The following is a 24,661-nucleotide window of genomic DNA, read 5'->3' as shown; positions in this document are numbered from 1 at the left end:
TTCTAACTTAGAGGAGATCCGAAACGACATGGCTAACAAGACACGTACGCCGAAGAGTGCACCACAGGTCGCCGACAGCCATGATCTGATCCGCGTGCACGGCGCGCGCGAGAACAACCTCAAAAACATCGACGTCGAGCTGCCCAAGCGCCGGCTGACGGTGTTCACCGGAGTCTCGGGTTCGGGCAAGAGCTCGTTGGTGTTCGACACCATCGCCGCCGAGTCGCAGCGGTTGATCAACGAGACCTACAGCGCCTTTGTGCAGGGCTTCATGCCGACACTGGCACGGCCCGAGGTCGATGTGCTGGAGGGTCTCACGACGGCGATCATCGTGGATCAGCAGCGCATGGGCTCCGACCCGCGTTCCACAGTTGGCACCGCCACCGACACGGGTGCGATTTTGCGCATCCTGTTCAGCCGTCTAGGCAAGCCGCATATTGGTTCGCCGCAAGCATTTTCGTTCAACGTCGCCTCGATCAGCGGGGCAGGCGCCGTCACGCTGGAAAAGGGCGGACGCACCGTCAAGGAGCGCCGCGAATTCAGCATCGTGGGCGGTATGTGCCCGCGTTGTGAGGGGCGCGGCTCGATCAACGACATCGACCTGAGCGCGCTGTACGACGACAGCAAGTCACTCAACGAGGGCGCCCTCACCATCCCCGGGTTTTCCATGGATGGCTGGTACGGACGAATCTTCAACGGCTGTGGCTTCTTTGATCCCAACAAGCCGATCAACAAGTTCACCAAGAAGGAGCTGGACGCCCTATTGCACAAGGATGCGACCAAGCTCAAGATCGACGGGGTCAACCTGACGTATCTCGGGCTGATCCCGCAGATCAAGAAGTCGTTCCTCGCCAAAGATGTCGAGGCGATGCAGCCGCATATCCGCGCCTTTGTGGAGCGGGCGGTGACGTTCACGACGTGCCCCGACTGCGACGGCACCCGCCTCTCCGACACCGCCAGGTCGTCGAAGATCAAAGGCCGCAGCATCGCCGATGTGTACGAAATGCAGATCAGCGATCTTGCCGATTGGATAAGCGGCATCACCGACAAATCGGTGGCTCCGCTGGTGAAGTCGCTGCAGCACACCATCGACTCCTTCGTCGAGATCGGGCTGGGATACCTGTCACTCGGCCGCCCGGCGGGCACCCTGTCCGGTGGTGAAGCTCAGCGCGTCAAAATGATTCGTCATCTCGGGTCCGCGCTCACCGACGTCACCTATGTCTTCGATGAGCCGACAGTTGGCCTGCATCCACACGACATCGCGCGCATGAACGAACTGCTGCAGCAGCTACGCGACAAGGGCAACACAGTCCTGGTGGTCGAGCACAAACCCGAGGTGATCGCGATTGCCGATCACGTCGTCGATCTCGGACCGGGCGCCGGCGGTGACGGCGGCCAGGTCGCCTACGAAGGCACGATCGACGGGTTGCGCAAGAGCGGCACAGTCACCGGCCGCCACCTCGACGACCGCGCGGCACTCAAAGACTCCGTGCGCACGTCGGTCGACGTCATGGAGGTCCGCGGCGCATCGACTCACAACCTGCAGAAGGTCGACGTCGACATCCCGCTGGGCGTGCTGTGTGTGGTCACCGGTGTCGCCGGCTCCGGCAAGAGCTCCCTGATCAGCGGCTCGGTCGCCGGCCAGGATGGTGTCGTGGTGATCGACCAGGCGCCGATCCGTGGGTCGCGGCGGAGCAATCCCGCGACCTACACCGGGCTGTTGGATCCGATCCGCAAGGCGTTCGCGAAAGCCAACGGCGTAAAACCAGCGCTGTTCAGCGCCAATTCCGAGGGCGCTTGCCCGACCTGCAACGGCGCCGGGGTGATCTTCACCGAATTGGGCGTGATGGCCACCGTCGAGTCGCCGTGCGAGGAGTGCGAGGGCAGGAGGTTTCAAGCGTCGGTGCTGGAATACACGTTCGGCGGGCGCAACATCGCCGAGGTGTTGGCGATGTCGGTGACCGGAGCGCTCGACTTCTTCAGTGACGGAGATGCGGCCACCCTGGCCGCGCAGAAGATCCTGGATCGCCTCGCTGACGTCGGTCTCGGCTATCTGTCGCTCGGCCAGCCCCTGACCACGCTGTCCGGTGGTGAGCGGCAGCGGCTCAAGCTCGCCTCGTTGATGGGGGATAAGGGAGACGTGTACGTCCTCGACGAGCCAACGTCGGGTCTGCATCTCGCCGATATCGCGCAGCTCCTCAGCCTGCTCGATCGTCTCGTCGATTCAGGCAAGTCGGTGCTCGTCATCGAGCACCACCAGGCGGTCATGGCTCACGCGGACTGGCTCATCGACCTCGGTCCCGGCGCCGGTCACGACGGTGGCCGCGTCGTCTTCGAGGGGACACCCGCTGACCTGGTCGCCAAGCGTTCCACGTTGACCGGCAAACATCTCGCCGATTACGTCGACGCCTGACCAGGATTCGCGGCAAGATTCCGGGCGTGGAATTCGACGTAGATGCGCTGCGGCAGAAATACGCCCTGGAGCGCGACCGCCGCCTGCGTCCTGACGGCATCGAGCAGTACGTCGAGATCACCGGTGTGTTCGCCGACTTCGCGACTGATCCCTGGAGCGATCAGGCCTTCACCCGCGAGCCGCTGTCTGATGAGGTCGACGTCGCGATCATCGGCGCCGGGTTCGGCGGACTTCTCACCGGGGCCCGGCTGCGCGAACTGGGCGTGCAGAGCTTCCGGTTGATCGACAAGGCCGCCGACGTCGGAGGCACGTGGTACTGGAATCGGTATCCGGGCATCGCCTGCGACGTCGAGTCGTATGTGTACATGCCGCTGCTCGAGGAGCTGGGCTACGTCCCGACCGAGAAGTACGCGAAGGGCCCCGAGATCTTCGCGCATTGCCAGAACATCGCCAAGCACTACGACCTGTACCGCGACATCTGTCTGCAGACCGAGGTGCACGAGATCCGCTGGGACCCCGAGCTTCTGCGCTGGATCATCGCCACCAATCACGGCGACAGCATCCGTGCCCGCTTCGTCTCGATGGCCAACGGCTACCTGCAGAAGCCGAAACTCCCTGGCATCGAAGGAATTACCGCCTTCGGGGGGCACACCTTCCACACCAGCCGGTGGGACTATGACTACACGGGGTCCGACCTGGCGGGGCTGGCGGACAAGCGGGTGGGAATCATCGGGACCGGCGCGACCGCGATCCAGTGCGTGCCGCACCTCGCAAAGGCCGTCAAGGAACTGCTCGTCTTCCAGCGCACCCCCTCGACCGTGGATGTGCGCGGCAATCGCCCGACTGACCAGGACTGGTCAGAATCGCTGCAAGACGGATGGCAGCGGCGTCGCATCGAGAACTTCCAGCTGCTCACCGCGGGCGGTGAGGCCGACGAGGATCTCGTGGACGACGCGTGGACGAGTATCGTCAAGAAGCTGTTCGTCATGCGGCAGACCCGCGTCGAGGGGATGTCCGACGAAGAGCGTTTGCGTGCAGTGGAATTGGCTGACTTCGCAAAAATGGAGGAGATTCGGGCCCGAGTCGATTCGATCGTGACCGATCCCGCCACCGCCGAGGCGCTCAAACCCTGGTACGGCTACTTCTGCAAGCGGCCCTGCTTTCATGACGACTATCTGCAGTCGTTCAACCGCGACAACGTGACGCTGGTCGACACGAAGGGCAAGGGGGTCGAGCGCATCACCAGCGGTGGGGTTGTGGTCGATGGCACAGAGCACGGCATCGACTGTCTGATCTTTGCAACGGGTTTCGAGGTCGGCACGGACTACTCGCGCCGTACCGGCTTCGAGATCGTCGGCCGAGACGGTGTGACGCTCACCGACAAATGGCGAGACGGTGTGCAGACGCTGCACGGTCTCGCGGTCAACGGTTTCCCGAACTGCTTCATCCAGTCCATTGCACAGTCCGGGTTCACGGTGAACTTCCCGTATCTCCTTGACGTGCAGGCGCAGCATACCGCCGAGGTGATTGCGTGGGCGCTGAGCAATGACGCAGCTGAGTTGGAGGCGACGGTGGACGCTGAAGCGGCGTGGGTCGACACCGTGGTCGGACGGTCGGCAGCGAGCGCAGACCGCGCGAAATCTTGTACACCGGGCTATTACAACCGCGAAGGCCAGGCGAACGCTAAGACACGGCAGGGCAGCTTCTTCTACGGCACGCCGACCGAGTACGCCGAGATCCTCGAAGCGTCGCGCGCGAACGGCACACCGGAAGGATTCGAGATCCGCACGGGTATTCATCGATGAGGAGGCGATATCTCGCCGGTCGTATTCGAGCATCGACCCGCCGCGGCAGGTCCCCGCGGGTAGCGATCATCGGCGCCGGTTTCGGCGGTCTTGCCGCCGCGGTTGCCTTACGCCGCAAGGGTATCGACGACATCGTGATCATCGAACGGTCCGACGGCGTCGGTGGCACCTGGCGGCAGAACATTTATCCGGGTGCGGCGTGCGACATCCAGAGCCACCTGTACTCGTTCTCGTTCGCGCCTAACCGCCACTGGACCCGCACCTACGCTTATCAGCCCGAGATCCTGGACTACCTCGAGTCGGTGGCCGATCGCTTCGACCTGCGTCGTCACCTGATGGTCGACACCAGCGTGCAGAAGCTGGTCTGGAATGAGCAGCAGACACATTGGGACATCGAGCTCACCGACCGCCGGAATCTCGTAGCTGATGTCGTCGTCAGCGCGGTGGGATTGTTCGGTGCTGCCCGCTATCCGGACATCGAGGGCATCAGGGAATTCGGCGGCGACTTGATGCACACCTCGCAATGGGACGCGGATATAGACCTGGCCGGTAAGCGGGTGGCGGTCGTCGGCACCGGCGCCAGTGGGGTGCAGGTCATTCCCGAACTCACCACCACCGCGGGCCAGCTCACGGTGTTCCAGCGCACCCCGCCATGGATGGTGCCCAAAGAGGATCGGCCGTACACCCCTGACGAACTCATCCGATTTCGCCGGGTTCCGTGGGCCGCCGTGAGTGAACGGTGGCGGCTGTGGAAGCTGCAGCACGACAACACCGCGCTGACGCGCGACCATCCGAGAATGGCGGTGGTTCAGGAGCTGTCGACGAACTTCCTGCGGCGTCACGTCGCAGACGAGACGATGCGTGATGCCCTGACCCCGCGGTATCCGTTCCGGTGCAAACGTGTTCTGCTGGGCGAGAAGTACTATCTGGCATTGCAGCAACCGCACGTCGAGCTGGTGACAGACCCGATCCAGCGGGTCACCCAGTCCGCCGTCGTCACCCAGAGCGGTCGTGTAGTCGAGGTCGACGCGATCGTCCTGGCGACGGGATTCGAGACGAGCAGCTACCTCTCGGGCCTCGACGTCGTCGGCCTTGGCGGCGAAAGCTTGCATGACCGTTGGGGTCTGGATCCGCAGGCGTATCTCGGCGTCGCCGTGAGCGGGTTTCCCAACTTCTTCATGCTGTACGGCCCGAACACCAACCAGGGCGCCAACTCGATCATCTACGTCCTAGAGGCCGGCGCACGCATGGTGGCCAGCGCGGTCAGCAGGTTGGCCGGGCGAGGCGGCTATCTCGACGTGCGTCCGGATGTCGAACAGCGTTACAACGAGCAGATTTCCACCGATCTGGAGCGGACGATCTGGACGCAGTGCGACAGCTACTACCGGTCGCCCACCGGGCGGATCGTCACACAGTGGCCCCACTCGGAACTGGACTACGCAAAGGCGACCTGGCGAATACGGTCACGAGAGTGGCTGCACCGCACCGACGCCTAGGCTTGCGCCGGAGTCACCGGCCGGACTTCTTCTGCGTCGAGCGCCCTGTCGACTTCTTGGCCGAAGCTGCGGACCCACGGTTGGCCAGTCGCCCCAGGTGGGATACGCCGGGCAGCGTCGATACGGCGCCGTAGACCTCGTTACCTGTCGCGACAAGTGCTTCGAGTTGAGGCAGCACCGCGTCCATTGTCCGGATCATCGGGTCGGCCAGTGCCAGGTAGCGTTCGGCACGGTCAATCGCCTGGTTGAGCCGCTCCGTGGCCACCGCCAGGTTCTCGATCAGATCTGGCAATTGGCTCGCCAGCTGTATCGACGCGGGCGGGATGCGCAACGCGGCCCCAGCAGCGGACTGCGCCGTCTCCGCGGCTTCCCGCGCGGCCGCCTGCGCATTGTCCGCGGCCGCCTGCGCGGCCGCCATGATGTCTTTCGGGCCGGGAACTTTGCTCGCCATCTATCAACTGTGCCGCACGCACGTTGGACTGTCCTGTCCTTTCGCCGATCGGCTCGGTCTTTCTCGAGCGGGATCAGCGGATTCTTCCTCAAAGTCACCCAGCCCACTTCCGTCACTCCGAACCACGTTTCGCAGAGGTCCACTCGACCTTTAGCTGCAAAACGTGGATCACTGTGACGTATCTATCTGCGGCACAATGTGTTTAGGGGAGAGGATCCAAGAGTTTTCACGCGCAGCCAGCTCGATTTGGACGCCTTAAGGCACGTCTGGAGAGGAATCCGGCGGTTGCCGGGATACTTGGAGAACTCGACACCGACAGCAAGGGGCCGCGCGTGACAGTAGTCGCCATCTATCTCGTCATCACATTCGGTCTCGGTGGTCTCGCGATGGCGCTGCGCCTTCCGCCTCTGGTCGGGTTTCTTGCGGCGGGGTTCGTCATCAACGCCCTCAATGTCGAGGACGTGCCGCAACTGGAAGTGCTGGCGGATTTAGGCGTCACGCTGCTGCTTTTCGCGATCGGTCTCAAGCTCAACGTCCGTATCCTGCTGCGCCGTGAGGTGTGGCTGACCACCTCGGTACACATGATCGTCAGCGTCGTCCTCGGAAGTGTCGCCATGTGGCTGGCCGCGGTGGCCGGGGTGGCCATGCTGTCCGGCCAGAGCGTGCAGACGATCGCCCTGCTGGCCTTCGCGCTGTCCTTTTCCAGCACGGTTTTCGTGGTGAAGGTGCTCGAGGAACGCGGCGAATCACACGCGCTCTACGGCCGCGTCGCGATCGGCATCCTGGTCATGCAGGACATCGTCGCCGTGGTGTTCCTGACCGCCACCAGCGGGCACCTGCCCAGTCCCTGGGCGCTGACCTTGGTGCTGCTGTGGCCGCTGACGCGAATCGTGCGCAAGATCTGGGGTCGGCTGGGCCACGGCGAGATGCAGTCGCTGTTCGGCATCGTGATGGCGTTGGTGCCCGGGTACGCGCTGTTCTCCGCGGTGGGCCTGAAGGGTGATCTCGGCGCGCTGATCATCGGCGTGCTGTTGGCGTCGCACTCGGCGTCCTCGGAGCTCTCGCGGTCGCTATTCCACATCAAGGAACTGCTGCTCGTCGGCTTCTTCGTGTCGATCGGCCTGACCGGGCTGCCAGACCTACCGACCATCGGCGTCGCGCTGTTGATGGTGCTGCTGCTGCCGTTCAAGGCGGGCTGGTATGTGCTGCTGCTGTCGCGCATGAAGCTGCGGTATCGCACTGCATTGCTCGCCGGGCTGAGCCTGATGAACTACTCCGAATTCGGCTTGATCGTGGTCTCGGTCGGGGTCTCGGTCGGCCTGCTCGCAGAAGCCTGGCTGGTGGAGATGTCGATCGCCGTCGCCCTGAGCTTCGTCCTGGCAGCGTTGGTCAACGGCCGCGGCCACCTGATGGTGGAGAAGATCGCGGCGCGACTGCCTGCTCAGGACGAAAGCACCCTGGTCCCGGAGGAACGCCCTGCCGACGCCGGCGATGCTGAGGTAGTGGTGATCGGCATGGGCCGCGTGGGGTTCGCGGCGTACCAGCGCATGACCGATCACTACGGATTGCGGGTTGTCGGTGTCGACTTCGACGGGCCGCGAGTCGAGCGGCTGGCCGAGGACGGCCTGAACGTCATCGAAGGGGATGCCACCGACTTGGATTTCTGGCATCAACTGCGCCATTCCGAATCGGTGCGCATCGCCGTGCTCGCGATGCCGCGTCACGGCGCCAATGTCACCGCGCTCGCATGTCTGCGGGAGTCAGGGTTCGACGGCAGGGTCGCCGCGGTCGCCCGATACGACGATGAGGTCCAGTGGGCCAAGGACCATGGCGTCGACATTGCCTTCAATGTGTATGCGGGTGCCGGCTTGGAGCTGGCCGATCAGGTGTCCAACGACGAGGCACCGCGTGCACCGATTCAACCGGCGGATGAAGAACCGCGAGGCGGAATATAGCTAGGCTCCGAATACCCTGCGCCTCAAGCTAGTTCATCACAGTGACGTATTGCTGCCGAGTGGCGGGCTGCTTTCGACGCTCGCGCGGATCATCCACAAATGCCACCGCGAACCGGAATCGATAGTGACGGAGCGGCATTCATCACTCGGTGACTACAGAACCCAACCGGCTGGGGAGTGGACATTGCGTCACAGTGACGTTTCACGAACCGGATCGCCGGTCAAATGGGCCGGAGGAGCGGTGGCCGTCTAGGCTCATGAGTGAAGAGTTGCCGCAATGAAGGCCCAAAGGCCTGGCGCCGACTCCACGAAGATTGTTGCTACTCTTCGGATTCCATTCATACAGGAAGACGGTGCGGCGATTCACGTTGCGCGGCTTCGGATTCGGATTCTACGAGGAAGTCTGGTCAAGCTGATCCACCACCATTTCGTCACTGTGACGTATTGGTAGTGCACGCCGAGGAGAAGGGGCCTGCGTTCCAACGGCCGTCCGATAGGGCCTCCGATGGTGCCCATGGAGTCACGCCGTGCCGACGGCTGGCGTGGACCACGCGTGATGCTCGAGGCGACCGACTGGAGACCGCGGTCGATGCGACCGGCCGAGCGGGTCGCGACGGGAGTTGGACACACACGGAGGCGGCGGTGAACCCCTTCCGCCGTTGTACCTCCAGGTCGATAAAGTGCCGATAAGCCACATTATGTCAAGTGAGCGCCGCACAGATAGCCTGTTCCCCTCAAACGGATCCACCCCCGCACCGAAGTCCTGTGTTACCGGGCCATCATCGCGCACAGTGGGACACGTATCCGATGGCGATGGAGGAAACGGTGGAAGCGAGCCCCCCGCCCGAGTTCGACTACATCATCGTGGGCGCAGGCAGTGCGGGTTGCTTGCTCGCCAACCGACTCAGCGCCGACCCCGATCGCCGGGTTCTCCTGATCGAGGCCGGCGGCAGGGACAACTGGTTCTGGATCAAGGTGCCGGTGGGCTATCTCTACACAATCGCCAACCCCCGCACCGACTGGTGCTTTACCACTGAGCCAGATCCAGGTTTGGCCGGCCGCAGCATCATCTACGCGCGCGGCCGCGTGATCGGCGGCTGTTCGTCGATCAACGCCATGATCCACATGCGCGGTCAGGCAAGCGATTACGAACTATGGGCCCAGGCCACCGGCGACGAACGATGGCTGTGGGGTGGCCCCGACCGCCCTGGCGAAACATTGGCCATTTACAAGGAATTGGAAAACTATTTCGGCGGAGCCGACGATTGGCACGGCGCCAGTGGTGAGATTCGGGTCGAGCGGCCGCGGGTGCGCTGGAAGATCCTGGACGCCTGGCAGTCTGCCGCAGCGCAATTGGGCATCGAGCCGATAGAAGAGTTCAACCGGGGCGACAACTCCGGCAGTGCGTACTTTCACGTCAATCAGCGGCGTGGCCGGCGCTGGTCGATGGCCGACGCCTTCCTCCACCCCATCACCGGACGCCCCAATCTCACCGTCTACACGGAGACCCAGGCATTGAAGCTGCTGATGGACGATCAGGTCCGCCCGGATCAGCGCCGCGGCGCCTGGACGACGGCGCAGCATCGCGTCGATGGCGTGCGGCTGCTCAGGGACGGTCGAATCGTCGACGTGCGGGCGCGCAAGGAGGTGATCCTGAGCGCCGGAGCCATCGGCTCGCCGCACCTGATGCAGGTCTCGGGTCTGGGCCCGGCGGGGCTGCTCTCCCAGCATCACGTGCCGGTGGCCGCCGATCTGCCGGGCGTGGGTGAGAACCTCCAGGACCACCTGCAGCTTCGAACGGTCTACCGCATCCGCGGTGCGCGAACCGTCAACACGCTGTACCGAAACTGGATCACCCGCGCGGGCATGGGATTTCAATACCTGCTCATGCGATCTGGACCCCTGACGATGCCGCCGTCGACCTTGGGGGCCTTCGCCAAAAGTGAACCCGCGCTGGCCAGTCCTGATCTGGAGTGGCATGTGCAGCCCTTGTCGTTGCCCAAGTTCGGCGACCCTCTGCACCCCTACGCCGCCATCACTCCCTCGGTCTGCAATCTGCGACCCACCTCGCGTGGCCACGTGCGAATGGCCGACGCGGATCCCCTGACTCACCCGAAGATCTTCTGCAATTACCTGTCCACCGACGCCGATCGTGATGTCGCCGTACGCGGCCTGCGGATGACCCGCCAGATCATGGCAGCGCCGGCCCTGACCCGCTATCACCCCGAGGAAATGCTTCCGGGCCCTGACCTGGTGAGCGACGACGACCTTCAGCAGGCAGCCAGTGCACTAGGAACAACCATCTTCCACCCTGTGGGCACCTGCGCGATGGGAGCCTTCGATGCACGCGGTGAGCCACGGTCGAGCGCCACAGTGCTCGACACCGACTGCCGCGTGTTCCGCGTCGCGGGCCTGCGTGTGGTTGACGCTTCGGCCATGCCCACCATCACGTCTGGGAACACCAACGCACCGGTCATGCTGATCGCCGAACGCGCGGCGCGGGCGATTCTGGAGTGAGAGTGACATTGCGCCAGGAATAAACCCCGAACCCGATGACTTGGCTCAAGAGTCGACCCTCCCCCGACTCAGGAGCCTCTCCATGACCCGTCCCGTCCGCGTCGCCGTACAGATCCAGCCCGGCGGCACGCCTGATTACCGCACGTGGCGCGACGCCGTCCTGGCCGCCGACGACCTCGGCGTCGACGTCATCTTCGGCTATGACCACTTCCACCGCCCAGCCATGAAAGGCATCGTCGACGGCAAGCCCGTCATGTTCGACGAGCAGCCCGACGTCGCCAACTTTGAGGGCTGGACCGCGCTCGCGTCGTGGGGTGAGATCACCTCGCACGCCGAGATCGGGCTGCTTGTCACCGGCGTCGGCTACCGCAACGCGGACCTGCTCGCTGACATGGCGCGCACCGTCGACCACATAAGCGGAGGCCGGCTCATCCTAGGCCTCGGCGCGGGGTGGTACGAAAAGGACTACACCACTTACGGATACGACTTCGGCACCTTCGCGTCCCGCTTCGATCTCTTCGACGAGAGCCTGATCCGCATCGAGAACCGCCTCGCCGCACTGAATCCCCCGCCGGTGCGCAAAGTACCGATCCTCATCGGCGGCACGGGACCCAAACGCTCACTGCCCGCGGTTGCCAGGCACGCCGACATCTGGCACGCATTTCAGGACCTCGACGCGTTTCGCAGACTCAGCGACCGCGTCGACGAGTTGGCAACGACGTTTGGGCGCAACGGCGCCGACATCGAACGCTCGACACTGTGGGAGAACGCGGAGAGCGCCGATGCCTTCCGCGCGGCGGGCGTCACGCTGTTCCAGACCGAACTCACCTCCGACGACGGCTACGACCTCACATCGCTCAAGCAGGTGGTCACATGGCGGGACCACGGTTGACCACGACCAAAGCGTGCGCTTCACGGCCCTATCGAAGCCCCGCTTCGAGCTCCGTCACTCGTCTGCGGACGTCGGCCAGTTCTGGTCCGTCGGCCCCGGTCCCCTTGGCGCGATCCAGTAATTCTCGGGCCAGGTCGTGCTCACCCTGACGGACCGCTACATCTGCCCGTAACACCAACAGCTTCACTAACTGGATCGCGGTCGGCGTTTCGTCGGTTCGGTACAGAGCCCTATCCAAGACCTTTTGCGCCAAATTGAGATCCTGCTTGGAATCCGCGTACAGCGAACCCATGTGGATCGCTCGCTCAAAGGTTCCTCGAGGCGATGGCCGATGGTGCAAATCCTCGCTGATCGGCTGGAAAATCTGGATCGTGTTCCCTCCAGGATCGATCATCAGGAACTGTCGCACCCCGTAACTCATATCCGTCAACGCCCCCATCCGAGGCACGCCCGCCACGGGCACTGAGCCGTAGGCACTCCGCAGTCGCGAAGCAAAGAGCGCGTATAGCTGGTCGACCTCATCGGTGACGACCACGCAGCCATGAGCGGAAGTCGCCTGGTCGAACGTCTTGTCGCCATAGAAGTTCAGCTCGATATCTCCCCGCCTGACGGTCAGAAATTCGTATGGCGCTGTCTGTTGAAACGTGATCTCGAAACCCAGTGCGATGTAGAAATCGGCCACGGGTCGGATCGACGAGGCCATCAGCTTTGGAATTGTCTTCTCAGCCATGGGTTCCGACGGTAGAGAAACGCTTCGGTCGACGCACATGAACGTGAGAATCCCAACTCCCCCTGTCACCGGCCTTTCGGTGCTATCTACCGCGCAGACGAGCCCGCAATCTCCTCCAGTGTGTGGCGTTGACCGACAGCCGATCTCCTCTCTACGGTGACTCGTTGATGGATGTCGCCGTGACCGCTGGATTCAAAAGTGCAGACGCGCGGCGCCAGTACATGACGGCGTATGACGAGGTGCGTGCCTTGAGCCCGCGGCCGGATATCGTCCATGACGTTCAGACCAACGCTGGCACCGTTCGCGTCTACCAACACGGACCCGACGGCGACGTTCCCGTCGTCCTCATCCACGGCTTCTTCCTCACGTCGGCCATGTGGTGGGACCAAGTCGCGGGCCTGACAGACGATTTCACCGTCTACGCATTGGACATGCTCGGTCAGCCCGGAGCCAGCATTCAGTCGAAGGCGATGTTCACCCCCGCTGCTTGTGCGCGCAACATCGAAGCCGTCCTGGAGGCACTGAGTCTGCGCGACGTAAATCTCGTTGGCCATTCCTACGGCGGCTGGCTTGCCACCCACACCGCGGCGCGCCTGCCCGGTCGGCTGGCGACGCTGACACTCATCGATCCGGCGTGCACGGTGACTCGGCTCTACTCGAAGTTCTGGCGAAGCTTTGGAATCTGGTTGTCGCGCCCACGTTCCCTAGGAGCTCGGCGCGCCGCGGCGTGGGTCTTGGGCGACCCCACAGCGGGCAGTTCGATCGACACTCTTGCCGAATTGTTCGTGGAAGGATTCGCCACATTCGGACCACCCGCGCGCACCGCGGCACTGCACTTCCCCAATGATCGCTTGCTGCGCGCAGTAGAGCTGCCTGTCCAAGTTCTTCTGGCCGGCAACACCATTCACGATTCACATAAGGCGCTGCAACGGATGCGGACGGTCGTCCCCGCGTGGCGGTATGAGCTGTGGCCCGATGCCTCGCATGCCTTGTCGGCCGAAGTTCCCGACGAGGTGAATGCCTCTATCCGTCGATTCGCACTCGAACACCGAGGCGGAATCTGATCAGGACGAAACCTCGGCAGCGAGTCGACCGAGCGTGTCGGTCAGCTGATCCTCGGTCACGAGCGGGAACTTCACCTTTTCGAGCAGCTTCTTGTCGGTGACCTTCGACCAGTCGTAGGTGTGGCGAACCAACGTCTCGCCGGGACCCTGCGGTTCCAACTCCCACAGCCACTCCCACCCGGGAGGCTCAGTGCCCGCGGGCGCGGTCTTCCAGGCCAGCAGCTTGTCTTTGGCATAGCCCGACACGTGGTTGTCAGTCTTGTATTCGCCACCCATGTGGTCACCCTGCATGTTCATCGTGAATACGTCACCGACCTTCTGAATCCGATCAGCGTGATCCACACTGCGGATGAACCCTGAACCATCGAGCGCCTGGTGCCGCTGAGGATTGGAGAGGACGTCGAAGATCGCATCGACAGGCGCCTCGATGGTTCGTTCTACGGTGACCTTCTCGTTGTTGCTCATACCTCCACACTGCCCAAAACTGCCCGATCCCACACGTGCGCGGCAACCGCGACGGACAGCCGTACCTACCGTGCACCGAGCGCAACGAGGACTCCGGCAACACCAACGACCAGCACCGTCAGCGCCACCTGGAGATAGCCAATGATCAATGCGGCGGTCGCCAGCCCCCTTCCGCCTTCGCCGGTCCGCTTGATCTGTCCCCGTGCCACGTGCCCGAGGACGATCCCCACCGGGAAGAACACGAACACCAGGATCAGAGCCGCGATCGCCATGCCGTTGGTCTGCGGTACGGACACGTAGACAGGCGGCGGGCCGGCCGGTGGGAACCCGGATTGGTTTGGATACGCCAAGGTCGACTCCTCACTTGTGCGCGTTGGGGCCTGCAGGGCCGTCATAGATACGGGACGCAACCCACAAAAGTTCACTGTTCGAGGTGAACTCCCGCCGGCGGAAGCAACGTCGGATAGTGACGCACGCGGTTGCCGCCCGCGCGTTTCGCCTCGTACATCGCCGTGTCAGAGGTGCGAATCAGATCGTCGATGAGTTGAAGAGTGTCTCTGGTGGAGTCTGTCTGGAGCCCGGCGCCCGCCGTACCGATACTCGCTGACACCGGTAGAGGAATCTCTTCGATCGCCCGACGTAGTCCTTCTGCCAATCTGGCCGGATTCGAGACCGTGTCGATGTCCGCGACCACAAATTCCTCTCCCCCCACCCTGCCGATCACCGCCGTTGAGCGGCAGTTCTCGCGAAGCGCGGCGCTGACGCTGACCAACGCCTGATCCCCCGCGGCATGGCCGCGAGTGTCGTTGAGTTGCTTGAAGTTGTCGAGATCGATCATCGCCATCACCACGTAAATAGCCGCGGGGCTCTTGTGGAGCATCATGAGTTCGTAGACCGAGTTGTGGAATGAGCGCCGATTGAGAAGCCCCGTCAGGGAATCACGGTCAGAACCCTGTAAGTCAGTTCGCAACGTATGCACCAACGACAAGATTCCGAATGGAACACCAATATTGAGCGATGCCACCGAGACCAATGATGCGATCGTCAGCGCGACGTCGCCGGTGGTATCGATGAGGCGGTACGCCATGATCGCCGAGCACATGGTTGCCACGCCGAGGTTCGCGAGCACGTGGCCAATCGTGTGGAAGTAGGCGGCGAAGCCACCGATGACGGCGAAGGTCGCGCACGCACCCAACCCCGAGTACGGGTTGGAAAACGCAAAGCATGTGGCCGCGATTGCCACCGTGGCCATCGTCGAAAAGATGACAGACTGCCGCCGTGTAGGCCAGCGAAGCAGCCAGAGGAAACTACCGGCGACGGCGATCGCTGCAGCGGCGACGGCAAGCGCGACCCGCACCGGATTGTCTGGGCCAAATGGACTCCAGAGCATCACGATGGGTAGCGCGGATGTCGTTACGGTGAACCCGAACGTCGCACGGCGCCAGAGCTCCTGCAGTCCACGCTCATTCAGATAAGCGCTGAGCCAGTCATATTGAGCCGGTTGTTTCAACCATTGCCCAGACCATCGGGCCACGTCACCCCCGACCAAACTCGACCTCCAGACGAAACATCGCTACCCGGGCGCCGATCGGCATCGGCGCAACGAGCACGGTTGATCGTGGAAGGCGGTCGGACTGGATGCCCACAGCGTATCGCTCCGCAACTGTCCGCTCTACGGCAGTCTGGGACACAACCAGGCAAGCGCACAAAAACGCCGCACTTCAGCAACGTCGGAGGAGCGCCATAGGCCGCCGCCAAAACCGTCGTGAATCGGCTTCAGGGGGATGGATGAATTCCGACGCGGGCGGGCGTTCTCCGGGGGTGACAGGTCATTCAGCACGTCAGCCCAGGAGGACAACACATGAGCGTGGACAGCATTTCCCTCGGTAGCACCGGACTCGACGAACTGGTTCCGTCGCGCTATGCGGTTCAGGTCGGCGACATCGAGGTGCTGGTGATCAGCGACGGGGTCCTACCGATTACCGCGAGGACGATGGCGACCAACGCCGATCCGACCGAGTACGGGAACTGGTTGAGCGACATGTTCCTGCCACAGGATGTGCTCGACTGGCCACTGAACGTGGTCGTCGTGCGCAGCGGCGGCCGGACCATCCTCGTCGACGCGGGTCTGGGCGTGGAGTTCCCCGACTTCCCGCGCGCCGGACAGACAGTCCACCGACTGGAGGCCGCAGGCATCGATCCCTCGGCGGTGACCGACGTCGTGCTCACCCACCTGCACATGGACCACGTGGGCGGGCTGCTCACCGCGGGACTGAAAGAACGGCTGCGCCCCGATCTACAGGTCCACGTCGCGACCCGTGAGGCCGAGTTCTGGGAGGCCCCCGATTTCTCCCACACCGATATGCCGGCACCAGTGCCGGACGCACTGCGACAGATCGCCTCGCGATTCCTGAACGAATATCGCGGCCAGATAAAGACATTCGAGACGGAGTACGAGCTCGCGCCAGGCGTGATGGTCACCCGCAACGGAGGCCACACGCCCGGCCACAGCATCGTGCGCCTCGCCTCCGGTGGTGACGCGCTGACGTTCGCCGGCGACTCCGTGTTCGCCCCCGGGTTCGACAATCCCGAATGGCACAACGGATTCGAACACGATCCCGAGGAGTCCGCGCGCGTACGGATCGAGCTGCTGCGGGAGCTGGCGGCGACGGGCGAGGCGATGGTCGCCACGCACCTGCCATTCCCGTCCGTCTGCCATGTGGCGACGCACGGCGACGTCTTCCGCTGCGTACCCGCCACCTGGGATTACTGACGAGGCGTTGAATCTTCGCCGACGTGAGCGGCCGAAACGCCCTCACGTCGGCGTTCCATTGCCACCGCGGCGCATCCGGCGCCCGCCGCGGTGAGGACGTGCCAGGCGCCGTGGAACTGCCACAGACTGTCGGGCTGGCACAAGGGGGACCCTGTGCGACCCGCGGCGTAGGCAAGCAGGGCGAGTGCGAAGATTGCGGCTGCTGTCGTCCACAGTCGCCACTGAGCGCGGACGCTGACGATGAGCCCCGCGACAACCACCGCTGCGAGAGCGATGATCGGCCAGTCGTGCGCGGGACCTGCCCATGACGGCTGCGGACCGTGGAAGACGAAACTCCCCAATCCGACGGCGACGAGCACCATTCCGGCAGCCGAGGCCAGCACTCCCCAGCCCCGCAGCGCCCACCACAGCACGGCCACGCCGACCGCCACGTACGCGAGGCTGGTGATCGCGAGTACAGGCTGAGCCAACGTGGTGCCCACGGCCCGCTCACAGTCCGACTGCCCGAGCCCCGCGGCGGCCGCCAAAACCTGCATGACCAACCACGCTAACCGCCAGCCGGGAGTATGGACTTGGAACGTAAGCCAATCTGCTGACGTCAGTGATCAGCTGGGACACCACGGTCGCGGTCGCGGTCAGGCGTGTCGCGGACTGGTCCAGCATTTCGGCGATGGTTCCGCCGCTGATCTGCATGAAATTCCTTGCGGCAGGGCCGGGCTCATACGGGGTCCGCAACCACCGTTCATCTCGCGAACCGTCGAGGTGGTGGGCGTTCAGTGCAACAAGGTTGGGCGGCAGGTGCTCGGGCGTCCATGTCCTGTTCGAACGAAATTGCCGCCGCTTTGATTGGGTTGGGTCATGACGTCCGCGAATTGATCGCGACGGCCAGCGACTGCTCCGCGCGCTCCCGCGTGTCGCCGAGACCTACTATGAGATTGATCGCCAAGGGCGCCATGACGTCTTGCAGCGCCTGGAGGTCTATGACCCTGCTGATCACCAGGAGCACGAAACCATGTGTGGCACTCAATATCTGGGTTGCAGCCGGAGCTGACTCCTGCGGGCGGATCCGGCCGGCTTCGATCACGCGCTCGACCGCAGCCGTCAACACCGAGAGCGCATCCACCCATTCGGCGAGATCCCACGGCGTGACCCCGTCGGCCGAGAACTTGTGCACGCCGAGGTCGGTGAGGCCGAAAAGCAATCGGTACAGCTGCGGGTTCTTCATCGCGAACTCCGCGTAGGCAAATCCACCGGCAATGAGATCGGCGACCGGATCGTCGGTATGGGGCACTCCCCGCGTCTGTTCCGCGAAGCGCGCGAGTCCCTCGCGCACCGTCGCTTCGATCAGGTTCGGCATGCCCCCGAAGTGCGTGTACACCGCCATCGTCGAAGCGCCGATCTCGCGCGCCAGCGACCGAGCTTGGATCGCGGCAGGCCCGTCTCTCTCGAGCACGGCCAGAGCGGCCTCCACCAGTCGGTCACGGGTGCTCAACGCAGAATCGGCGGAAGTCATCGTTGACATCATCCCATAACGGTCGTTATGGTCTTGAACAGGAATAACAATCGTTATTGCTTTGTTAGCGGTTGCTCGATGACTCCTTGGAGTGTCACCATGACTACCGAAACACCGCTCCATCAGCGGATGATCGCCGGCGTCGGCGGTGCCGGCGCGCTCGCATCGCTGTTCCTGCCCTGGGCGTCCGTCGCGGGCGCCAGCCAAACCGGTTGGCAGTTCAACACCGTCGCCGCTGTCTACTTCGCGATCGGCGGCGTGTTCGGCATCGCGACCGCCATCACCGGCGGACGGTACGGGCTGTGCCGCCCTGACGTATCCGTCATCGGCGCAACCGATTTGCTTAACCTCGTCGGGATGCTGCTATTCGCGTGGCTGATTGTCGACTTCCCCGACGGTGCCACCCGTCAGCCCGGTGTGTACGTCGCACTGATCGCCACGGCCGTCACCGCTTTCGCCGTCGCTGACTACCGCCCACTGCGTGGGGCACCCTGGTTCCCCGCCATCGACAGCGGCCGGCCGGCCCGGCAAGCGTCCGTTTCCAGTTAGAACAGCTCCGGCATCTTCGGCGGGGCGTCGTCGAGGAACGCCGTGACCATCGGGACCAACAGTTCCGACTCCCCCGACAGACCGATGTGCGACATCGCGGGCAGCACCACCAGGCGCGCGTCCGGAGTCTTCTGCAAAACCCCAGTTGCAGCGGCCTCCTTGTCGCACCCACCGCGCAGCTTGAACATGGCCATTGCGTGCTCGAGCGTCACCCCGTCCGCGTCGCCGACGATGACCATGGTCTTGGCCGAGATCGAACGCATCTGCTCGTCGGTGATCTGCTGGTCGTCGATGTTGAGGACCTTCATCTTCTCGAGGTAGGCGTCGAACGCCTGGGCGTCCGGAGTGTGTTCCATGAAGGCTTTCTCGACAGGCGTTCCCGCGAAGTCCTCAGCAGTAAGGCCCGCAATGGATTCGAACACCCCCGGATACCAGCCCTCCTTGCGGAAAGTCGCCGACATTGACACCAACTTGTTCACCATCGATGGGTGACGGATAGCCAGCTGCAGCGCCACTCCACCGCCCTGTGAGTAGCCCATCACGTCCGCGCGCTCGATTCCCAAGGCGCGCAACAACTCCGCGGCATCGTCGGCGAACTGCTCGTATGACATCTCGCGCGACGTATCCGGTGTGCGACCGTGTCCTTGTGGGTCGAAGACGATCACAGCACGCTCGCCAGCGAACGCATCGACCCATTCGGGCATGGAGTCCGCAGCCATGAACGCACCTGGAATCAACAGCAGCGGCGGCTTCGACCCGAGTTCGCCATGCACCTCGTGATAAAGGTTCAGTCCGTTGATCGGTAGATGGCCACCGCGCAGTCGCGTGATTCCCATTGGTCTAGCCTTCCGTGTCGTACCGCTCTCGGAAGTAGACCGTCAGGACGGGACGAACTCATCGGCCCCGACCGTTTCTCGGGCAGTGACCACGATTGCCGTGGATACTTCTCACGAGTTCAAGATCAGGGAGACGTCATGCGGAAGCTATTCGACTCCATCGCCGTCGTGTTCGCTGCGGCAGTCAGCGTCGGCGCGCTCGTGCACGCCCCAGCGGCCGGCGCGGATCCGTACGCGCCGGTCCAGACACAGGAGAGCGCGGAGTTCGCGATCGCGGACGGCTACCTCGCCATGCAGACGGTCTGCACTCCCGACCGCACCCCTGTCTTCGAATCTGTGACGTGGGATGACCCGGGATTCACGCCCGAGGGCGGCGCCGGGATGATCCATGACGCCGACCCTGCGCTCGGCGGTCATTTCAAGGCGACGTGGGCTGTGGAAAACTGGTCAGTCGAATACCAGTTCTGCTGAAACACGCAGTACAACGACCTATCGGCGGTCACCACGCGTCACGTCTGTAACGTGACGACCGTGAATTCCTCCCGTCTGTCTTCAACCGTCGCGCTCGCAGGGATCGTCGCCGCGCTCGTGACCTCACTCGCCGCGTGCGGCTCCGACTCCGAACCCGAGGCGTCACCTGCGAGCTCGTCCACCGCCGACCCCGCCGACCTGTACTCGGTCGAATCGAACATGCCGGCCCAACCGGCACCGGGCGTTGCGGCGACGACGTGCCCGACGACCGCGCCTACTGGCGGCACGCCGGAGTGGACGCTGGACGGCGCCACCGGCAATGTCGCGGTCACCGGTTCGACGGATACGGCGGCGCCAGAAGTGAAGGTGGGCACCCCGTTCAGCGTGACCGAGACCCAGGTGCACACGTTGCAGGCGGGCGACGGGCCCGTCGTCTCACCCACGGCGACGGTTTCGGTCTGCTACATGGGCGTCAACGGACGTGACGGTTCGGTGTTCGACAGCAGCTACCAGCGCGGCGCACCCGAGCAGTTCCCGCTCACCGGCGTCGTCCCGGGATTCCAGAAGGCCATCGCGGGACAGAAAGTCGGATCCACCGTCGCGGTCGCGATGACCTCGGCCGATGGCTACGCCGACGGGCAGCCCTCCGCCGGCATCGCGCCCGGCGACACGCTCGTCTTCGCGATCAAGATTCTCGACGCGGCGGGCTAGCCGCGCGTCAGCGACCGGTCGCGCCGTCTATCTGCTCACGCAGGATGTCGGCGTGACCGGCGTGTCTGCCTGTCTCCTCGATCATGTGCACCAGGATCCATCGCATGCTCGGGGCAGATTGTGCTCGCGCTGAGCGCGGAGCCGGCTGCCCCAGGTCCTCGCACGCATCGATGATCTCGTTCGCGCGGGATACGGCGTCCCGGTACGAGGTCAACACAGCCTCGATCGTGTCCTCGGGCGTCGGGCGGAACGTCGCGCTCCAATCGCTGACGTCCTCCCCGAGGAAGTAGAACCTCTCGACGTAGCTCACGTGTTTAACCAGCCCCAGCACGCTTGTCCCCGACGGCACCCCGGCCATGCGCACCTGCGGCTCCGGCGCTCCCTCCAGATTTGAAACCATCGCGCGGCGCAGGTAGTTGAGGAACTCCACCAAGGTCGCCTTCTCCCCCTCCGCGGGCCGCGGCGGGCGGTGATCGGACTTGTCGGACATCGGGTTCCTCTCCTATGCACCACGATCCTGGCGAGTGGCCGTTATCGTATGCCGGTGGAAGGCACGCCATTCGGTCGTTATCAGCTGATCGAATTGCTTGGTCGCGGCGGGATGGGCGAGGTCTGGCGCGCGTACGACAGCCAGATCGACCGCGTGGTCGCACTCAAAATGCTGCTTCCCAATCTCAGTGACGATCCCGAATTCGAGCAGCGATTCCGCCGCGAGGTTCGAGCTGCCGCGCGACTCGACGATCGGCACGTCGTCCCGATCTACGACTTCGGCGAAATCGACGGTCGGCTTTTCGTCACGATGCGGCTGATTCCCGGCACCGACCTGCACAGCCTGCTCGACGACGGCCCGCTCGAACCACCCCGCGCGGTCGCGATCATCGAGCAGATCGCCGCGGCCCTTCACGCCGCGCACCAGACGGGCCTCGTGCACCGCGACGTGAAACCGTCGAACATCCTGATCGACGAGAACGACTTCGCGTACCTCATCGACTTCGGCATCGCCCGCACCGCCGAGGACGGCGTGACGCAGACCGGTGCGGCCATCGGCACATGGGCCTACATGGCACCCGAGCGCTTCAGTGCCGACCAGATCAACCCCAGCTCCGATATCTACGCCCTGGCCTGTGTGCTGTACGAGTGCCTCACCGGCCAGCAACCGTTCCCCGGCAACACGTTTGAGAAGGTCGCCAGCGGCCACATCTTCACACCGCCGCCGAAGCCTTCCGAGATCAGCCGAACCCTTCCGACCGCGTTGGACGCTGTGATCGCCACCGGGCTGGCCAAGCAGCCATCGGAGCGTTACTCAAGCGCCGTCGATATGGCTTCTGCTGCAAGAGAAGTCATCACCAAGCCGACTCCCCCGATCGTCGCTACCCCTACCGCACAGCAAACGCTCGCTCCGAGTGGACCGTCGAGCGCACCGATGCCGGCCCAGCAATCCTGGGCACAGCCACCCCGTAGCGCACCGGTCTATTCCTACCCACCGATCAGCACACCCCACATGCACGTGCCGCCGATGGCGGTATCACCAAAGCGTCCTGGGCGAAACCGCGGACTTCTCGTTGGTGCGCTGGTGTTCATAACCACCCTCATCCTCGTAGCCGGCGTCGTCGCCATCGTCGAGTTCACCGGACGCGACAAACCCAGCGCCGCCACACCCTCCGCATCACCGAGCGGTGGCGAATTCTCCGGAACCTACACCGCCGATTACGGACCGGGTACTGACCTCGAGGGTAAGCCTGTCCCGAATGCGCCTGCCACGACCAGCAATTGGGGCGTCCGCTCAGATTGTGGCGCCAGCGGTTGCGTCGCGACCGCGGCCAACGTCAGCGGCGCCGGAATGGCGCTACTGTCGAATCTGACATTCGATCAGCTGGGCGGGACGTGGGTCGCCGTCGGCCTCGCCTCAGCGCAATGCGGTGGCGACCAGCCCGAAGAACTCTGGGTGATGTTCACCCTGCAGCCCAACCCCGACGGCACGCTGACCGGTGAGACCATCAGGGCCTCCACCAACGGCGCATGCGCCGCCAAGCGCACCGTGAAGTTCACCCGCACCGGCGATCCCGACCCCAACAAAGTGCCAGATCCCGCGGTGCTCCCGCCGCGCGCTGTCAGCCCGGCAGAAGCCCTGCACGGCAGCTATCAGCAGACGACGACGTTCACGAACGGCAACGTCGTACGCGGAAAAGTTCTGTCCGCCAACACCTATTGCCTCCGTACCGGCGACCGTTGCATGAGCCTGTTCCATGCGGTCGACGGGGTTGTCACGCTCATCTTCAAAGACGACAAGTGGGCACGCAACGAAGTCGGCGCCACGACATGCCCCGACGGTGGCACAGCACAGTCGACGATCACCGCCGAATATCCAATGCCTCCGCAGTTGGACGATCCGATAGCGCTACTCACCGGCCGCGGACTCCAAACCATAGCCGCCGGCGGCGCGTGCGCTGGCGGCGGCGATTTCACCGACACGTTCGAGCGCACCGGCGACAACTAATCGCACCTGGCGCACAGCACTACCGCGTCTTGCGCAAATCGGCCAGCGAGTTCCGCCAGCCGCCATCGAGGCGGATCTGTACGGCGGCGACCGTGATCATCACCGCTGCCGTCACGATGTGCACGATCGCGTCGGTGATGTTGTTGGGGAACGCGAAAATGTAGGCGACCTGGTTCGAGAAGAACGCCCAGATTCCAGGCAGGGCCCCAGCCACTCCCGCCGCGAGCAGGTACAGCACCGACCACGACTTGCGCATCGCGAACACCAGGCCGGGCGCGAACAGCGCCAGCCCGGCGACGGCGTGCCACCCGTTGTAATCCATCCCCAAGATCTGGACCGTCGGCGCGTCGGGTCCGGTCGCGAAACTCGGTTCGGCGATGAACCCGATGATGGCCTGCACGACGTGGAACACACAGATGATCAGCAGTCCGAACTGGGCGAAACTCCACTTCACGGCGCACCTCCGAGATGATTCGTCCACGCTTGGCACGAATACTACGCGTAGTAGTACACTTACGCTACGACGTGAAGTAGTAAACTTAAGTTAATCGTTATTCCGCCCAAGATCAGTTCAGCAGCTAAGCTAAGCGAGAACTAACGCAAGCGAAAGTTTCTGTCTGCCGGCGCATCGAGGGGGTCGAGCGCCAAAGCAATTGTCGTGATTCTGTCCGCGCGCACGCGTATGCCCGCGGCGAGATCGCGCGTGTTCTGAAAGGTGTTCGAGTTGAAGTACCGGGTCGGGGTCCTTTTGTCGGTTTTTTCTGCAGCGGTTGCGCTGGCCGCGCCCGCAGCGGCCGACGAAGACGAATTCGTTCGCACGATGCAGACCACCTACGCGTTCCTCACCGACCAGCAGTTGCGGTCCGAGGGTGCGAAGATCTGCAGCACGCTTCGTAGCGGCACGCCAGCATCGGAGGCTGTCATCATGGTGAGCAACGATCTCAGCGTGTCGGTTTCTGCTGCAGGCGAAATTGTCAGCGCCGCGGTCGTTCACCTCAACTGCTGATCTGACACACGCGAACACCCATTCCAGCTGAGCACCTTCGCTCAGCTGGAGTTCTCCTGCATCGCAGGCCATTACAGCAAGCTCTTGCCATTTCGTCACGTCGCCGATTTCCGGATCAAGGAATTTCGTGATGGCGCACTCGGTTGGCTCGTAGTGCAAGGGTCAAGATTTGGCTCGAAGTCCGACGAGCGAAGAGTGAGTCCCGCCGTAATCGAAAGCGGCAGGGACCGATTGGAGTGGTCAGAAGTGGACTCGATGCACATCAAGTTTATGTTGGCGACCGCTGGTGCCGGAGCCGTCCTCGCGGCGGGGGTATTGACCTTCGCCATAGGTGACGTGAATGCGGCTGTCCCCCAGCCTGTTCCGTCCGGTGCCGGGATCACCACCGGTCAGACGGTGACGGAGACGACGGCACCGTCATCCCCGGAGACGTCGGTGGCAGTGCCACCGATCACGACCGCGCCTTACACAATTCCCACCGGTGAACCGCAATAGCGCGTCGGCCAGGGTGGCTGTA

General features: G+C 63.7%; 24 protein-coding genes. 14 read left to right on the top strand and 10 right to left on the bottom strand.

Annotation, left to right across the window (positions count from 1 at the left end; translation table 11 throughout):
- Positions 1 to 28: 28 nt before the first annotated feature.
- The 3 genes from ACIA48_RS12875 to ACIA48_RS12865 are packed head-to-tail and all read left to right on the top strand — an operon-like array spanning position 29 to position 5,714.
- The gene (locus tag ACIA48_RS12875; protein ID WP_396731536.1) at positions 29 to 2,413 is read left to right on the top strand and encodes an ATP-binding cassette domain-containing protein; all 2,385 of its coding nucleotides are present in this window, start codon (positions 29 to 31) and stop codon (positions 2,411 to 2,413) included.
- A 17-nt stretch (positions 2,414 to 2,430) separates the two neighbouring features.
- Positions 2,431 to 4,218 carry a flavin-containing monooxygenase gene (locus ACIA48_RS12870; RefSeq protein ID WP_396732774.1) on the top strand — a complete coding sequence of 596 codons (1,788 nt, stop codon included), beginning with the start codon at positions 2,431 to 2,433 and terminating at the stop codon, positions 4,216 to 4,218.
- Positions 4,215 to 5,714, top strand: coding sequence for a flavin-containing monooxygenase (locus ACIA48_RS12865; protein WP_396731533.1), 1,500 nt, complete (start codon positions 4,215 to 4,217; stop codon positions 5,712 to 5,714). The genes ACIA48_RS12870 and ACIA48_RS12865 overlap by 4 nt, the downstream gene beginning before the upstream one ends.
- Positions 5,715 to 5,727: 13 nt before the next feature.
- Here ACIA48_RS12865 and ACIA48_RS12860 read toward each other — a convergent pair whose 3' ends face one another.
- Positions 5,728 to 6,165, bottom strand: a complete 438-nt coding sequence (locus tag ACIA48_RS12860) for a hypothetical protein (RefSeq protein WP_396731530.1) — start codon at positions 6,163 to 6,165, stop codon at positions 5,728 to 5,730.
- A 332-nt stretch (positions 6,166 to 6,497) separates the two neighbouring features.
- On the opposite strand from ACIA48_RS12860, the gene ACIA48_RS12855 reads away from it, so the two are divergent.
- From ACIA48_RS12855 to ACIA48_RS12845, 3 genes are all read left to right on the top strand, one after another.
- Positions 6,498 to 8,120 carry a cation:proton antiporter gene (locus tag ACIA48_RS12855; protein WP_396731527.1) on the top strand — a complete coding sequence of 541 codons (1,623 nt, stop codon included), beginning with the start codon at positions 6,498 to 6,500 and terminating at the stop codon, positions 8,118 to 8,120.
- 825 nt (positions 8,121 to 8,945) lie between these two features.
- Positions 8,946 to 10,637: a GMC family oxidoreductase gene (locus ACIA48_RS12850; RefSeq protein ID WP_396731524.1), complete on the top strand. Its 1,692-nt coding sequence runs from the start codon at positions 8,946 to 8,948 to the stop codon at positions 10,635 to 10,637.
- A gap of 82 nt (positions 10,638 to 10,719) precedes the next feature.
- Positions 10,720 to 11,529 (top strand): LLM class F420-dependent oxidoreductase, encoded by an 810-nt coding sequence (locus tag ACIA48_RS12845; protein ID WP_396731522.1) that lies wholly within the window; start codon positions 10,720 to 10,722, stop codon positions 11,527 to 11,529.
- Positions 11,530 to 11,557: 28 nt separating this feature from the next.
- Here ACIA48_RS12845 and ACIA48_RS12840 read toward each other — a convergent pair whose 3' ends face one another.
- Positions 11,558 to 12,211: a VOC family protein gene (locus tag ACIA48_RS12840; protein WP_396731519.1), complete on the bottom strand. Its 654-nt coding sequence runs from the start codon at positions 12,209 to 12,211 to the stop codon at positions 11,558 to 11,560.
- 227 nt (positions 12,212 to 12,438) lie between these two features.
- Here ACIA48_RS12840 and ACIA48_RS12835 point away from each other — a divergent pair, with 227 nt between their 5' ends.
- Positions 12,439 to 13,323: an alpha/beta fold hydrolase gene (locus tag ACIA48_RS12835; protein WP_396731517.1), complete on the top strand. Its 885-nt coding sequence runs from the start codon at positions 12,439 to 12,441 to the stop codon at positions 13,321 to 13,323.
- On the opposite strand, the gene ACIA48_RS12830 is transcribed toward ACIA48_RS12835, so the two are convergent.
- The 3 genes from ACIA48_RS12830 to ACIA48_RS12820 form a co-directional block, all read right to left on the bottom strand.
- On the bottom strand, positions 13,324 to 13,788 hold the full coding sequence (locus ACIA48_RS12830) for an SRPBCC family protein (protein WP_396731515.1): 465 nt from the start codon (positions 13,786 to 13,788) through the stop codon (positions 13,324 to 13,326). It lies immediately after the preceding gene.
- 65 nt (positions 13,789 to 13,853) lie between these two features.
- On the bottom strand, positions 13,854 to 14,138 hold the full coding sequence (locus ACIA48_RS12825) for a DUF4190 domain-containing protein (protein WP_396731512.1): 285 nt from the start codon (positions 14,136 to 14,138) through the stop codon (positions 13,854 to 13,856).
- 71 nt (positions 14,139 to 14,209) lie between these two features.
- Positions 14,210 to 15,298 carry a GGDEF domain-containing protein gene (locus ACIA48_RS12820; RefSeq protein ID WP_396731509.1) on the bottom strand — a complete coding sequence of 363 codons (1,089 nt, stop codon included), beginning with the start codon at positions 15,296 to 15,298 and terminating at the stop codon, positions 14,210 to 14,212.
- Positions 15,299 to 15,649: 351 nt separating this feature from the next.
- Here ACIA48_RS12820 and ACIA48_RS12815 point away from each other — a divergent pair, with 351 nt between their 5' ends.
- The gene (locus ACIA48_RS12815) at positions 15,650 to 16,561 is read left to right on the top strand and encodes an MBL fold metallo-hydrolase (RefSeq protein WP_396731506.1); all 912 of its coding nucleotides are present in this window, start codon (positions 15,650 to 15,652) and stop codon (positions 16,559 to 16,561) included.
- Here ACIA48_RS12815 and ACIA48_RS12810 read toward each other — a convergent pair.
- Positions 16,555 to 17,097 carry a hypothetical protein gene (locus ACIA48_RS12810; RefSeq protein ID WP_396731505.1) on the bottom strand — a complete coding sequence of 181 codons (543 nt, stop codon included), beginning with the start codon at positions 17,095 to 17,097 and terminating at the stop codon, positions 16,555 to 16,557. The two genes, ACIA48_RS12815 and ACIA48_RS12810, sit on opposite strands and share 7 nt — an antisense overlap.
- A gap of 320 nt (positions 17,098 to 17,417) precedes the next feature.
- The gene (locus tag ACIA48_RS12805) at positions 17,418 to 18,074 is read right to left on the bottom strand and encodes a TetR/AcrR family transcriptional regulator (protein WP_396731503.1); all 657 of its coding nucleotides are present in this window, start codon (positions 18,072 to 18,074) and stop codon (positions 17,418 to 17,420) included.
- Positions 18,075 to 18,173: 99 nt separating this feature from the next.
- Here ACIA48_RS12805 and ACIA48_RS12800 point away from each other — a divergent pair, with 99 nt between their 5' ends.
- Positions 18,174 to 18,623, top strand: coding sequence for a hypothetical protein (locus ACIA48_RS12800; protein ID WP_396731500.1), 450 nt, complete (start codon positions 18,174 to 18,176; stop codon positions 18,621 to 18,623).
- Here the strand turns inward: ACIA48_RS12800 and ACIA48_RS12795 are convergent.
- Entirely contained in the window at positions 18,620 to 19,459 is an 840-nt protein-coding gene (locus ACIA48_RS12795; RefSeq protein ID WP_396731497.1) for an alpha/beta fold hydrolase, read from the bottom strand. The genes ACIA48_RS12800 and ACIA48_RS12795 overlap by 4 nt on opposite strands.
- A 138-nt stretch (positions 19,460 to 19,597) precedes the next feature.
- Between ACIA48_RS12795 and ACIA48_RS12790 the strand changes: the two genes are divergently transcribed.
- Both ACIA48_RS12790 and ACIA48_RS12785 read left to right on the top strand, forming a co-directional pair.
- Positions 19,598 to 19,930, top strand: a complete 333-nt coding sequence (locus tag ACIA48_RS12790; RefSeq protein WP_396731496.1) for a hypothetical protein — start codon at positions 19,598 to 19,600, stop codon at positions 19,928 to 19,930.
- A gap of 60 nt (positions 19,931 to 19,990) precedes the next feature.
- Entirely contained in the window at positions 19,991 to 20,641 is a 651-nt protein-coding gene (locus ACIA48_RS12785; RefSeq protein WP_396731493.1) for an FKBP-type peptidyl-prolyl cis-trans isomerase, read from the top strand.
- Positions 20,642 to 20,648: 7 nt separating this feature from the next.
- Here ACIA48_RS12785 and ACIA48_RS12780 read toward each other — a convergent pair whose 3' ends face one another.
- Positions 20,649 to 21,131 (bottom strand): DinB family protein, encoded by a 483-nt coding sequence (locus tag ACIA48_RS12780; RefSeq protein ID WP_396731490.1) that lies wholly within the window; start codon positions 21,129 to 21,131, stop codon positions 20,649 to 20,651.
- A gap of 48 nt (positions 21,132 to 21,179) precedes the next feature.
- Between ACIA48_RS12780 and ACIA48_RS12775 the strand changes: the two genes are divergently transcribed.
- The gene (locus tag ACIA48_RS12775; RefSeq protein ID WP_396731487.1) at positions 21,180 to 23,138 is read left to right on the top strand and encodes a protein kinase; all 1,959 of its coding nucleotides are present in this window, start codon (positions 21,180 to 21,182) and stop codon (positions 23,136 to 23,138) included.
- 19 nt (positions 23,139 to 23,157) lie between these two features.
- Here ACIA48_RS12775 and ACIA48_RS12770 read toward each other — a convergent pair whose 3' ends face one another.
- A complete protein-coding gene (locus ACIA48_RS12770) occupies positions 23,158 to 23,592 on the bottom strand; it encodes a DUF4383 domain-containing protein (RefSeq protein ID WP_396731484.1) in 435 nt (144 codons plus the stop codon).
- A gap of 270 nt (positions 23,593 to 23,862) precedes the next feature.
- Between ACIA48_RS12770 and ACIA48_RS12765 the strand changes: the two genes are divergently transcribed.
- Positions 23,863 to 24,144: a DUF732 domain-containing protein gene (locus ACIA48_RS12765; protein WP_396731481.1), complete on the top strand. Its 282-nt coding sequence runs from the start codon at positions 23,863 to 23,865 to the stop codon at positions 24,142 to 24,144.
- A gap of 255 nt (positions 24,145 to 24,399) precedes the next feature.
- Entirely contained in the window at positions 24,400 to 24,639 is a 240-nt protein-coding gene (locus ACIA48_RS12760) for a hypothetical protein (protein ID WP_396731479.1), read from the top strand.
- The last annotated feature ends 22 nt before the right edge of the window (positions 24,640 to 24,661 follow it).

This window comes from Mycobacterium sp. NPDC051804 (genome assembly GCF_044452905.1).
Lineage (GTDB): Bacteria > Actinomycetota > Actinomycetes > Mycobacteriales > Mycobacteriaceae > Mycobacterium.
The sequence above is the reverse complement of the archived record's forward strand: the minus strand, read 5'-3'. Positions and strand labels throughout refer to the sequence as shown.